This window comes from Duganella aquatilis, assembly GCF_009674565.1.
Classification (GTDB): Bacteria; Pseudomonadota; Gammaproteobacteria; order Burkholderiales; family Burkholderiaceae_D; genus Rugamonas; species Rugamonas aquatilis.
Genome location: NZ_WKJL01000021.1, coordinates 54,277 through 65,919, shown reverse-complemented (window position 1 = coordinate 65,919; position 11,643 = coordinate 54,277). Strand labels below are relative to the sequence as shown.

The 11,643-nt window shown below is 64.4% G+C and carries 12 protein-coding genes; 9 read left to right on the top strand and 3 right to left on the bottom strand.

Features of this window, described 5'->3' with window-relative positions; translation table 11 throughout:
* Positions 1-4 precede the first annotated feature (4 nt).
* Positions 5-697, top strand: coding sequence for a helix-turn-helix transcriptional regulator (locus GJ698_RS23135; protein ID WP_166454934.1), 693 nt, complete (start codon positions 5-7; stop codon positions 695-697).
* Between the two features lie 60 nt (positions 698-757).
* Positions 758-1,375 (top strand): glutathione S-transferase family protein, encoded by a 618-nt coding sequence (locus tag GJ698_RS23130; protein ID WP_154360225.1) that lies wholly within the window; start codon positions 758-760, stop codon positions 1,373-1,375.
* A gap of 130 nt (positions 1,376-1,505) precedes the next feature.
* Here the strand turns inward: GJ698_RS23130 and GJ698_RS23125 are convergent, their stop codons facing one another.
* The 3 genes from GJ698_RS23125 to GJ698_RS23115 form a co-directional block, all read right to left on the bottom strand.
* Positions 1,506-2,342, bottom strand: a complete 837-nt coding sequence (locus tag GJ698_RS23125; protein WP_154360224.1) for an HDOD domain-containing protein — start codon at positions 2,340-2,342, stop codon at positions 1,506-1,508.
* Between the two features lie 86 nt (positions 2,343-2,428).
* A complete protein-coding gene (locus GJ698_RS23120) occupies positions 2,429-2,710 on the bottom strand; it encodes a hypothetical protein (RefSeq protein ID WP_154360223.1) in 282 nt (93 codons plus the stop codon).
* Positions 2,711-2,728: 18 nt separating this feature from the next.
* Positions 2,729-3,145, bottom strand: coding sequence for a MarR family winged helix-turn-helix transcriptional regulator (locus tag GJ698_RS23115; protein ID WP_229260132.1), 417 nt, complete (start codon positions 3,143-3,145; stop codon positions 2,729-2,731).
* Between the two features lie 125 nt (positions 3,146-3,270).
* On the opposite strand from GJ698_RS23115, the gene GJ698_RS23110 reads away from it, so the two are divergent.
* From GJ698_RS23110 to astB, 7 genes are all read left to right on the top strand, one after another.
* A complete protein-coding gene (locus tag GJ698_RS23110) occupies positions 3,271-4,185 on the top strand; it encodes a DMT family transporter (RefSeq protein WP_154360221.1) in 915 nt (304 codons plus the stop codon).
* A gap of 4 nt (positions 4,186-4,189) precedes the next feature.
* Entirely contained in the window at positions 4,190-5,128 is a 939-nt protein-coding gene (locus GJ698_RS23105; RefSeq protein WP_154360220.1) for a GlxA family transcriptional regulator, read from the top strand.
* A 228-nt stretch (positions 5,129-5,356) separates the two neighbouring features.
* A complete protein-coding gene (locus GJ698_RS23100) occupies positions 5,357-6,598 on the top strand; it encodes an acetylornithine/succinyldiaminopimelate transaminase (protein WP_154360219.1) in 1,242 nt (413 codons plus the stop codon).
* Between the two features lie 93 nt (positions 6,599-6,691).
* The gene (locus GJ698_RS23095; protein ID WP_154360218.1) at positions 6,692-7,726 is read left to right on the top strand and encodes an arginine N-succinyltransferase; all 1,035 of its coding nucleotides are present in this window, start codon (positions 6,692-6,694) and stop codon (positions 7,724-7,726) included.
* A 16-nt stretch (positions 7,727-7,742) separates the two neighbouring features.
* A complete protein-coding gene (gene astA / locus GJ698_RS23090; protein ID WP_154360217.1) occupies positions 7,743-8,798 on the top strand; it encodes an arginine N-succinyltransferase in 1,056 nt (351 codons plus the stop codon).
* Entirely contained in the window at positions 8,791-10,272 is a 1,482-nt protein-coding gene (gene astD / locus GJ698_RS23085; RefSeq protein ID WP_154360216.1) for a succinylglutamate-semialdehyde dehydrogenase, read from the top strand. The genes astA and astD overlap by 8 nt, the downstream gene beginning before the upstream one ends.
* A gap of 11 nt (positions 10,273-10,283) precedes the next feature.
* Positions 10,284-11,618, top strand: coding sequence for an N-succinylarginine dihydrolase (astB, locus tag GJ698_RS23080; RefSeq protein WP_154360215.1), 1,335 nt, complete (start codon positions 10,284-10,286; stop codon positions 11,616-11,618).
* Positions 11,619-11,643: the final 25 nt, after the last annotated feature.

Sequence of the window (11,643 nt, the reverse complement as noted above, 5' to 3'; positions counted from 1 at the left end):
CATCATGAGCCGCACCGGCCGCCTTTTCATGCTGATGGACGCCATGCGCGGCTATCGCCGTCCCGTCACCGCCGCCCGCCTGGCTGAACAGCTTGGCGTCTCCGAACGCACGATCTACCGCGACATCCAGACCCTGGCCAGCCTCGGCGCGCCGCTGCAAGGCGAAGCCGGCGTCGGCTACATGCTGAAGACCGGCTTCTTCCTGCCGCCATTGATGTTCGACGCCGACGAACTGGAAGCGCTGGTGCTCGGCGCGCGCTGGGTGCGCCGCCAGGGCGACGAAGCACTGGCCGCCGCCGCCAACAACGCCCTCGCCAAGATCGCCACCGCCACGCCGAAGGATCTGCGCGACGACATGGCCGAAACCAGCCTGTGGGCGCCTATCGGTGAAGTCAGTCACGCCAGCGACATCCACGTGCGCCCTGTGCGCGAAGCGATACGCTACCAGCACCGGCTGCGCATGTCCTACTGCGATGAACACGGCGCGCCGTCCGAACGCATCGTCTGGCCGTTCGCGCTGGCCTTCCTGGAAGGGCGCCGCCTGCTGGCCGCATGGTGCGAACTGCGTGCGGCGTTCCGCCATTTCCGCATCGACCGCATCGCCGCGGTGGAGTCGCTGCAGGAGCGCTATCCGACCCGCCGCCACGACCTGCTGAAAGCCTGGCGCACCGAGAACAACTACCGCGAAGACTACTGACAAAAACTGTCGCGCCGCAGCGCTACGATGAAGTCCTCAACCCACTCATCGGAGACTGCAATGCGCTTGTACCACCACTCGATTTCCACCTGCTCCCGCCGCGTGATGATGGCCGCCCTGCACATGGGCACGCCGCTGGAACTGACCGAGGTGAACCTGATGAGTCCGGAAGACCGCCGCCGCCTGGTCGCCATCAATCCCAACAGCAAACTGCCGGTGCTGCAGGACGGCGAGTTCACGCTGTGGGAATCCTGCGCCATCATGCAATACCTGGCCGACCGCACGCACGGACAGGACCTGTATCCGGACAACATCCTGATCCGCGCCGACATCAACCGCTGGATGATGTGGGGCGTGCAGCACTTCGCGCCGCCGATCAGCACCTTCTGCTACGAGAACATCTGGAAAGGCATGAGCGGACGCGGCGGCCCGGATGCGGCGGAAATCGACCGCGCCGGCCGGCTGATCGCGCAGTTCGCCGCCGTGCTGGAGCAGCACCTGGCCGGCCGCGACTGGGTGGTTGGCGACACGCTTACCCTGGCGGACCTGGCGCTGGCGCCGTCACTGACTTACATCCAGCAAGCCAAGCTGCCGGTGACCCAATTTCCCAAGCTGATGGCGTGGCTGGGCCGGGTATCGCAACTCGATGCATGGAAACAAACTATGCCGATCTGGTAATTGCAAGATGCATACGCTTATGTGAACTAGCGCACAGAGCGGGAGGGCAAGGCGGGGTATTCTGGACTCGTCTCCTCTGGAGGAGATCCCTAGTTTTGGACTTTGCCCGCTGCCCAGCGGGCTTTTTTTTTTACAGCATCAACACCGCGTACAGCGACTGCACTTCCTCGGCCGATTCGGTCATGATGGCGTGCAGCGTGCCTTCGCCGACCACGAAATCGATGGTGCGCGCGCCTTGCAGCGTGGTGGCGCCGGGGCGCTGGTACAGCGGCGAATGCACCGGCGACAGGTCGTTGGCCAGCAGCAGCGTGTCGCCCAGCGTTTCCGGCGGCAGCGCGCGCAGGCCGATCCACATCGATTCGATCGCCTTGAACACGCCGTCCGGCACGCTCAGGTGCGTCATGACGCCGCGGCCGATCGCGATTTCGCCGTGCTCGACCCAGTCTTCCGGTTCGCCCTCCATCACCTCCGGGTAGTCGCCGGCGCAGGACAGCATGTAGAAACCGGCCACCTCGTGCATGATGCCGGCAAACAGCGCCGTATCCGGATCGACATGGGTGACGCGCCGCGCGATGACCTGCGACAGCGCCGCCACGTGGGCGGTGTGCTCCCATAGCTGGTTGATCTTGGCCGCCAGCGACGGCTCGGTGACCTGGCTGCCGATCTGGCGCACGATCAGCGCCGCCACCAGCGATTGCAGCGTGCGCACGCCAAGGCGCTGCACGGCCGCGCGCACGCTGGAAATTTCAGTACCGGAACGGTTGTAGGCGACCGAGTTGGCGATGGCGACGCTGCGCGCCGCCAGCAACGGGTCCGCCTGGATCAGCTTGGCAGCTGATTCGATATGGCAGTCGGGATCGTTCAGCGCCTGCTGCAGGCGCAGCGAGGCGTTGACGTTGGCCGGGAACGTGAGTTCGCCCCGGCTCGCTTGAGCAGCAATAGTCTTGAAGGCGTCGAGTCTGTCCATTGCAAAAAATTATACTCGGAATGTTGCCTTGTGGCACTTTTTCGGAAAATACTTTTTGCGGCGTCTTTTTCAGCCCACAGGCGCTGTTACTGCTCGCTGAAGATGGCGTCGCAGCCTTCCACCGGTTCGTCGGTGTCTTGCAGCTCGTCGCTCAGGCCCAGGTCGAACAGTTCTTCGACCGCGTTCATGAAGCTGTTGTGGGTCGAGGCGCCGATCAGGCGGTAGATCTCGCCGTCGTCGTTGCGCACGCCGACGATCAGCGCTTCCTGGCGCACTTCGTCAGCCGGGGCGACGTCCAGCAGCAGGTTGCCGATGATGTGCTTGTCGAATTTGGCAGGCTTTTTGCCTTCCAGCAGAGAGGTTTTCAAATCTGTTTCCTTGGTTTTTTAATCGCAGTCGCGGGTGGACGGGCATTCCGTCTGGCCAGCCATGATCACATTTTTAAGCTCGGACAGGGTTTTTTCAAGCCGGGCGAAGTCGTCGTCGGAAAAATCGGCGAAGACCTTGCCGCTGTTGCTGATGACCTCGGGGAACACGGTGCAAAATGTCCGCTCGCCCTCCTTGGTCAGCCGCACAAAGAAAGAACGCTTGTCGCAATCGTTGCGCTGACGTTCCACCAGGCCTTTTTGCTCCAGCCGTTCGATCACGCCGGTCAGGGTGCCCTTGGTGATCAGTGTCTTGTCGCCCAGTTCTTTATAGGACATGCCGGGCGTATTGCCCAGCGTGGCGATAATATCGAACTGCGCGTGCGTCAGGCCGCTCCGGCGCACGTATTCGCCGGAGAGCCGTTCATAGCCTTGCATGCATTCCGCCAGTAGCCGGATGCTTTTCAAGAATCGTTCACCCATAGGCCATGATTATAGCCGCTTCGCATCCGGCTTTCCGGCGGGGTACACTATGCCAAACTACAATATCGATAAGAATCTCCATGCCTGACCACCTTCGCGGCGTTGCCGCCCTGTTGATTGTGACCCTGGTCTGGGGCACGACGTTCCCTGCGATGAAGGATATGACCGGCTATCTGTCGGCCAGCTGGATCGTGCTGTGCCGCTTCGCGCTGGCCAGCGCGCTGCTGTTGCCGTTCCTGTGGCGGGCGCGCTGGCGCGACCTGCGCTGGGGCGTGCTGGCCGGCGTGGTGTTGTTCCTGTGCTACGTGTTCCAGATCGAGGGGCTGGCGCTGACCAGTTCCAACCGCAACGCCTTCATCACCGGCCTGAACGTGCTGGTGCCGCCGCTGCTGGGCGTGGCGCTGGGCGCGCGGCTGGAGCGGCGCATCCTGGTGGCCTTGCTGCTGGCGCTGGCTGGCCTGTTCGCGCTGTGCTGGGAAGGCAGTTTCAGCTGGGGACGCGGCGATACGCTGGCGCTGCTGTGCGCGCTGCTCTTCGGCCTGTACGTGAAGATCATGGAGGCCACCACCCGCAAGGTGGACAAGCTGATGGCGCTGACCGCCTCGCAGATCGTCACCGTGGCGGCGTGCGCGGCGGCCTGGCTGCTGATCACCGAGGTGCCGCTGGGCCTGGCCGAGCGCAGCCAGGATTTGCCAAACTACATCGCCTATGTCGCCAAGGGGCTGGAGATGTACAGCGTCAACCTGATCTATCTGGGCGTGGTCGCCACGGCTGGCATCATTTCCCTGCAAACCTGGGGCCAGAGCCACAGCAGCGCCAACGAGGCGGCGGTGATCTACGCCTTCGAGCCGGGATGTGCGGCCATCTTCGCGTATTTCTGGCTCGGCGAGACGCTGGCGTGGAACGGCCTGCTGGGCGCCGCGCTGTTGATCTCGGGTATGATCGTGAGCCAATGGAATACCGAGCGTCCCGCTACGGCCCTGGCGCCGGAGTAGCCCGATGTCTTTTGTTTCCCTATCCAGCCTCGCCCAGCAGCAGCCCTTGCGCATGCTGCTGGTCAACGCCGGCGAGGCGGATTCCATCACCTGGGCCGGTCTGGTGCAGCCGCTGCGGCTGGCCGCCGCGCAACTGGGCCGCGATGTGCTGCAACTGGAGACCATGACGCCGGCGCAGGTGGTGCTGGCGCAGCCGGGCTGGCATCTGGCGCTGCTGGTGGCCGATGAGCAACAGGCGCCGCTGCCGCCCGAGCAGGCGCGCGCCGTCATCGAGCGCTGCCGTTCGGCGCAGTATTGGGGCGGCGTCGGCGCCGGCGTGCTGTGGCTGGCCAGCGCCGGACTGATGGCGGGCGTGCGCATCGCGCTGCCGTGGGCGCTGTACGCCGACACCGAGGACATCACCGAGCGCGCCATCCTGACCCCGCACCTGTTCGAGCTGGACGGCCGCCACCTGAGCTGCTGTGGCGGCGCCGCGTCGATCGACTTCGCGCTGACGCTGATCGAAATGCTGTTCGGCGCCACCGTGCAGGCCAGCGTCAAGGAAACGCTGTGCATCGAGCGCGTGCGCGGGCCGGAGGAGCGCCAGCGCGTGGCCCTGCAGGCGCGCTTCGGCGCCTTGCAGCCGCGCCTGTCCGAAGCGGTGACCTTGATGGAGACCAATATCGAGGAACCGCTGTCCACCGACGACATCGCCAACCTGGTCGGCCTGTCGCGGCGCCAGCTGGAGCGGCTGTTCAAGCAATACCTGGGCAGCCTGCCGTCCCGTTACTATCTGGAACTGCGGCTGCAGCGGGCGCGCCAGCTCTTGCTGGACACCAATCATTCCATTGTGCAGGTGGGGCTGATGTGCGGCTTTTCCTCCGGCTCGCACTTCTCGACCGCTTTCGGCGCCCTGTTCGGCAACACGCCGCGCGAGGAACGCCAGCGCAAGCTCATAGGATAAACCGGGGTCAGTGCCGACATTCGGACACGAGCACAACCGTAGCGGCGCTACGGTTGTGCTCGTGTCCGAATGTCGGCACTGACCCCGGTTTGGTATTCTGATAAGTTTACTTTGCGGCCAAAAGTAAAAATTCTTGTCGCCATTTGAAAAGAACTTTAGCATCCCGCTTTTTATAATGGGTCCTCGCGGCGCTGTGCCGCACCGTACCCACAATTGATAGGGAATGCCATGAACGCCAAAGATACGACCGTAACCACCCGTCCTGTGACTCGTCAGACTTTTGATGAAGTCCTGGTGCCTACTTATGCACCGGCAGCGATGGTTCCGGTCCGAGGCGCGGGCCTGGACCTGTGGGATCAGGCCGGCAAGCACTATCTGGACTTCACCTCCGGTATCGCCGTGGCCGCGCTGGGCCATTGCAATCCGGTCATCGTCGAAGCGCTGACCCGCCAGGCCAACACCCTGTGGCACCTGGGTAACGGCTACACCAATGAGCCGGTGCTGCGCCTGGGCCTGGCCCTGACCGAAGCGACCTTCGCCGACCGCGCCTTTTTCTGCAACTCCGGCGCCGAAGCCAACGAAGCGGCGCTGAAGCTGGCCCGTAAATACGCGCACACCAAGTTCGGCGCGCACAAGTCGCGCATCATCTCGTGCTACCAGTCGTTCCACGGCCGCACGCTGTTCACCGTGTCGGTGGGCGGCCAGTCGAAATACACCGAAGGCTTCGAGCCGCTGCCACAGTCGATCGACCACATCACCTACAACGACATCGAGTCGGCCCGCGCCGCCATCGGCGACGACGTCTGCGCCGTGATCGTTGAGCCGCTGCAAGGCGAAGGCGGCGTGGTGCCGGGCGACAAAGCCTTCCTGCAAGAGCTGCGCGACCTGTGCAACAAAACCGGCGCCCTGCTGATCTTCGACGAAGTGCAATCGGGCATGGGCCGTACCGGCGAGCTGTTCCACTACATGAGCTATGGCATCACCCCGGACATCCTGACCTCGGCCAAGGCGCTGGGCAACGGCTTCCCGATCGCCGCCATGCTGACCACCCACGAACTGGCCGCCACGCTGAGCGTCGGCTCGCACGGCACCACCTACGGCGGCAATCCGCTGGCCACCACCGTGGCGTTGGCCGTGCTGGACACCATCAACCAGCCAGCCTTCCTGGCGCGCGTGAAGGAAGCGGGCAACAAGCTGCGTTCGACCATGGAGAAGCTGGTGGCCGATTATCCGCAAGTGTTCACGCAAGTGCGCGGCGCCGGCCTGCTGTTGGGCATCGTGGTGACCGACGCGTGGAAAGGCCGCTCGAAGGATATCCAGAAAGCCGCTGAAGCCAACGGCATGATGGTGCTGATCGCCGGCATGGACGTGGTGCGCCTGGCGCCTGCGCTGATCGTCTCCGACGAACAGATCGCCGAAGCGGACCGCATCCTGCGCCTGTCGCTGGATGGCCTGCTGAAAGCGGCGTAAGCAGCACCCTGGCGGCGGACTGGTTCCGCCGCTTACTTTTCGGCCCTGCGTGTTTTGCGCGCCGGGGCCGTTTGCATTCTCTAAGGAGTTCCCATGTATGTAGTCCGTCCGGTCGAACTTGCGGATATCGCCGCCCTTGAGGCGCTGGCCGCGGTGCCCATGCCGGGAGTGCATACCCTGCCCAAGACGCGCGAGAAAATCCGCGCCATGGTCGAACTGTCGATCGCCTCCTTCGCCGCGCATGTCGACATCCCTAGCGAAGAGGGCTACCTGCTGGTGCTGGAGTCGGACGACAAGCAGATCGTCGGCACCGCCGCCATGTTTGCCGCCGCCGGCTCCAACGGCACCTATTTCTCCTTCCGTAACGACGTGATCCAGCAGGTCTCGCGCGACCTGAACATCAGCCACAGCGTGCACGCGCTGACGCTGTGCTCCGAGCTGACCGGCTATTCGCAGCTGTCCAGCTTCTACGTCGGCGAGCGCGAACACGGCACGCCGGAAGCGGCGCTGCTGTCGCGCGCGCGCCTGATGCTGGCGGTGCTGGCGCCGCATCGCTTCTCGGAGCGCTTCTTCGTGCCGCTGGCCGGCGTCACCGACAACGAAGGCGGCTCGCCGTTCTGGGATGCGCTGGGCCGCAAATTCTTCCAGATGGATTTCCTCGACGCCGAACGCACCATCGGCGGCGCGCGCAACCGCACGCTGATCGTCGAGCTGATGCCGCACTATCCGGTCTACGTGCCGTTGCTGCCGGGCGACGCGCAGGCGGCCATGGGCCAGATCCATCCGTCCGGAGAACTGGCCTTCAACCTGCTGACCGCCGAAGGCTTCGAAGCCGACGACTACATCGACATCTTCGACGGCGGGCCGATTCTGCAGGCGCATAAAAACTCGCTGCGCACCTTCACCGGCGCGCTGCAACGCCGCGTCTCCACGTCGGTGGATACGCCTGACCGTGGCCGCGAGCCGCAGCTGCGCTACGCCGTGTCGTCCGGTTCCGAACACGACTTCCGCGCCGTCATCACGCATTGCCCGGCGCTGGATTCGCAACTGAGCGTGGCGCTGTCGATCGAAGTACAAGAAGCGCTGCACGTCGCCGAAGGCGATACCGTCATCTGCGTCAGAATATAAGAAGAACGGACCACCTATGCTAGTAGTACGCGCTATCCAAGCTGAAGACCTCGACGCCCTGTATGTGATGGCCACGCAGGTGGGCAGCGGCATGACCACGCTCAAGCCGGACATGAAGATGATGGGCGACCGCCTGAACATCGCCGTCGCTTCGTTCGCCGAAACCATCCCGCCCGAACAGCGCGACTACATGTTCGTGATGGAGGACACCGACAGCGGCCGCCTGGCCGGCGTGTGCGCCATCAAGGGATCGGTCGGCCTGACCGAGCCGTTTTACAACTATCGCATCGGCACGCTGGTGCACTCCAGCCGCGAGCTGGATGTGTTCACCCGTATGGACACGTTGTACCTGTCGAACGACCTGACCGGCAGCACCGAACTGTGCTCGCTGTTCCTGCATCCGGACTACCGCACCGGCAACAACGGCAAGCTGCTGTCCAAATGCCGCTTCCTGTTCATCGCGCAGTTTCCGCACCTGTTCACTGAAAAGCTGATCGCCGAAATGCGCGGCTACCAGGAGGAGAATGGCCGTTCGCCGTTCTACGAAGGACTGGGGCGCCACTTCTTCAAGATGGACTTCGACCACGTCGACGCGCTGACCGCCGTCGGCAAGAAGTCCTTCATCGCCGAGCTGATGCCGCGCCAGCCGCTGTACGTGGCCTACCTGCCGGACGACGCGCAGGAAGTGATCGGCAAGGTCCATACCTCGACCGCGCCGGCGCGCCGCCTGCTGGAGCAGGAAGGCATGTATTTCGAAGGCTATGTCGATATCTTCGACGCCGGCCCGGTGCTGCAGGCGCGCGTGTCCGAACTGCGCGCCATGCGCGACAGCACGCTGTCCGACATCGGCCCGGCGACCGACTGGGATTCCGCCTGCGCGCCGGAGACGGTGGCCACCGAACCGATGCTGGTGTCGAACACCACGCTCAAAGATTTCCGCATGATTTTGTCGCAGGCGGTGCCGGTCAACGGCACGGTCGCCTTGCCGGAGGCTGAACAACAGCTCCTGCATTGCCGCACCGGCGACACCGTGCGCACCTTGACTCTCAATCCGAGGAAGAACCATGGCTAATTCAACGCCCAACATCAGCAACTTCATCAACGGCGAATGGCTTGCCGGCAGCGGCGCGGAGCTGGTCACCATCAATCCGGCCACCGGCAAGCAGACCTGGTCCAGCAACGAATCGACCGCACTGGATGTGGCGCAGGCCACCACCGCCGCCCGTGCCGCGTTCGATGCGTGGGCATTGGCGCCGCTGGAACAGCGCATCGCCGTCTGCACCCGCTTCCGCGACCTGCTCAAGCAGGACGCCGAGGAGCTGGCGCTGCTGATCGCCGAGGAAGTGGGCAAGCCGCTGTGGGAGGCGCGCACCGAAGTGACCACCATGGCCAACAAGATCGACATCTCGGTGCAGGCCTATGGCGCGCGCACCGGTGAATCGCACAACAAGGTGGCCGATGGCGAAGCGGTGCTGCGTCATCGTCCTCACGGCGTGTTCGGCGTGTTTGGTCCGTATAACTTCCCCGGCCACCTGCCGAATGGTCATATCGTGCCGGCGCTGATCGCCGGGAATACGGTGGTGTTCAAGCCGAGCGAATACGCGCCGCGCACCGCTATCAAGACCGTGCAGCTGTGGGAGCAGGCCGGCCTGCCGTATGGTGTGCTCAATCTGGTCAACGGCGGCCGCGAAACCGGCGTCGCGCTGGGCCAGAGCAAGCTGCTGGACGGCGTGCTGTTCACCGGCAGCTGCCAGACCGGCACCGCGCTGCATAAACAGTTTGGCGGTCAGCCGGGCAAGATGCTGGCGCTGGAAATGGGCGGCAACAACCCGCTGGTGATCTGGGACGCGAAGGAAATCGACGCGGCCGTGTTCATGGCGGTATCGTCGGCCTTCATCTCGGCCGGCCAGCGCTGCACCTGCGCGCGCCGCCTGATCCTGCCGACCGGCGCCGCCGGCGATGCGATCGTCGCGCGCCTTGTCGATGTGGCCAGCCGCCTGACCGTCGGCCCATCGGACGCCGAACCGGCGCCGTTCATGGGCCCCGTGGTGTCGGCGGCGGTTGCCAAACGCCTGGTGCAGGCGCAGGCCGACATGGTGGCGCGCGGCGGCAAGCTGCTGCTGGAGATGAAGCACCTGGACGTCAACAGCGGCTTTGTCTCGGCCGGCATCGTCGATGTTACCGACGCCAAGGGCATTCCGGACGAAGAGTGGTTTGGTCCGCTGCTGCAAATCATCCGCGTGGCCGATTTCGACAGCGCCATCGACGCCGCCAACAACACTTCGTTCGGCCTGGCCTCGGCGCTGATCTCGAACGACGAAAACCTGTGGAAGATTTTCCAGGTGCGCGCCCGTGCCGGTATCGTCAACTGGAACCGTCCGACCACCGGCGCCGCCAGCAGCGCGCCGTTCGGCGGCGTGGGCCAGTCGGGCAACCATCGTCCAAGCGCCTACTACGCGGCGGACTACTGCGCCTACCCGGTCGCATCGATTGAAAACAACGTACTCGAAATGCCTGCGAAGCTGTCGCCGGGCATGCACTTCTAAGGGCCGCATCCATGTCAGCACGCGAATTCAACTTCGACGGCCTCGTCGGTCCATCGCACAACTACGCCGGCCTGTCGTTCGGTAACGTGGCCTCGTTCAGCAACGTCAAGAGCGCATCCAATCCCAAGCTGGCCGCGCTGCAAGGCCTGGCCAAGATGCGCGCGCTGGCGTCACGCGGCTTCGGCCAGGCGCTCTTGCCGCCGCAGGACCGTCCGAACTTCCGCCTGCTGCGCAGCATCGGCTTTACGGGCACGGATGCCGAGGTGCTGGCCAGGGCCGCGAAAGAGTCGCCGGTGATCCTGGCGTGCGCGTATTCGGCATCGCCGATGTGGACCGCGAATGCGGCCACTGTCAGCCCATCGGCCGACAGCGCCGACGGTCGCCTGCATTTCACCGCGGCGAACCTGAACAACAAGCTGCATCGCGCTTTCGAGCATGAGCAGTCGTCCCGCGCGCTGCGCGCCATCTTCAAGGACGCGAAGCACTTCGCCGTGCACGATGCGCTGCCCGGCACGCCGGCCTTCGGCGATGAGGGCGCGGCCAATCACACGCGTCTGTGCAAGGACCACGGCAGCGCCGGCGTCGAGATGTTCGTCTACGGCCGCATCGAGTTCGACGCCTCCGCAAGCGCGCCGAAAAAATACCCGGCGCGCCAGACGCTGGAAGCATCGCAAGCCGTGGCGCGCCTGCATGGCCTGTCGGCCGAGCGCACCGTCTACATCCAGCAGAACCCCGACGTCATTGACCAGGGTGTGTTCCACAACGACGTGATCGCGGTAGGTAACGCCAATGCCCTGTTCTACCACGAACAGGCGTTCGCCGACGAAGCCGGCGCGCTCGATCAGCTGCGCCGCGCGATGGCCGGCGTGGGCGCGGACCTGAACGCGATCCGCGTCGATACCGCCAGGGTGCCGGTGGCCGATGCGGTGGCGAGCTATCTGTTCAACAGCCAGCTGCTGAGCAAGGACAATGGCAAGATGGCACTGGTGATTCCGCAGGAATGCCAGGAAGTCGCATCCGTGGCATCCTATCTGGATGGCCTGGTGGCCGGCGGTAGTGTTATCGATGAGCTGATTCACTTCGACCTGCGCCAGTCGATGCGCAACGGCGGCGGCCCTGCGTGCCTGCGCTTGCGCGTGGCGCTGACCGATGCCGAAGCGGCGGCCATGCACCAGGGCGTGGTGATGACCGAAGCGCTGTATCACACGCTGGTGGCGTGGGTGGAAAAGCACTACCGCGACCGCCTGGAACCTGCCGATTTGGCAGACCCGCAACTGGCAATAGAAGTGCATAATGCGCTGGAAGAGTTGAGCCGCATTCTTGGCCTGCCGGGACTCTACGATTAACTAGCCGCGCAGCCACAAGCCGGCG

Excerpts from the sequence above, each read along its gene's own strand:
- GJ698_RS23130 (WP_154360225.1), top strand. The coding sequence starts at position 758 with ATGCGCTTGTACCACCACTCGATTTCCACCTGCTCCCGCCGCGTGATG.
- GJ698_RS23135 (WP_166454934.1), top strand. The coding sequence starts at position 5 with ATGAGCCGCACCGGCCGCCTTTTCATGCTGATGGACGCCATGCGCGGC.
- GJ698_RS23100 (WP_154360219.1), top strand. The coding sequence starts at position 5,357 with ATGAACGCCAAAGATACGACCGTAACCACCCGTCCTGTGACTCGTCAG.
- GJ698_RS23115 (WP_229260132.1), bottom strand. The coding sequence starts at position 3,145 with ATGCAAGGCTATGAACGGCTCTCCGGCGAATACGTGCGCCGGAGCGGC.
- astB (WP_154360215.1), top strand. The coding sequence starts at position 10,284 with ATGTCAGCACGCGAATTCAACTTCGACGGCCTCGTCGGTCCATCGCAC.
- astD (WP_154360216.1), top strand. The coding sequence starts at position 8,791 with ATGGCTAATTCAACGCCCAACATCAGCAACTTCATCAACGGCGAATGG.
- astA (WP_154360217.1), top strand. The coding sequence starts at position 7,743 with ATGCTAGTAGTACGCGCTATCCAAGCTGAAGACCTCGACGCCCTGTAT.
- GJ698_RS23105 (WP_154360220.1), top strand. The coding sequence starts at position 4,190 with ATGTCTTTTGTTTCCCTATCCAGCCTCGCCCAGCAGCAGCCCTTGCGC.
- GJ698_RS23125 (WP_154360224.1), bottom strand. The coding sequence starts at position 2,342 with ATGGACAGACTCGACGCCTTCAAGACTATTGCTGCTCAAGCGAGCCGG.
- GJ698_RS23110 (WP_154360221.1), top strand. The coding sequence starts at position 3,271 with ATGCCTGACCACCTTCGCGGCGTTGCCGCCCTGTTGATTGTGACCCTG.
- GJ698_RS23095 (WP_154360218.1), top strand. The coding sequence starts at position 6,692 with ATGTATGTAGTCCGTCCGGTCGAACTTGCGGATATCGCCGCCCTTGAG.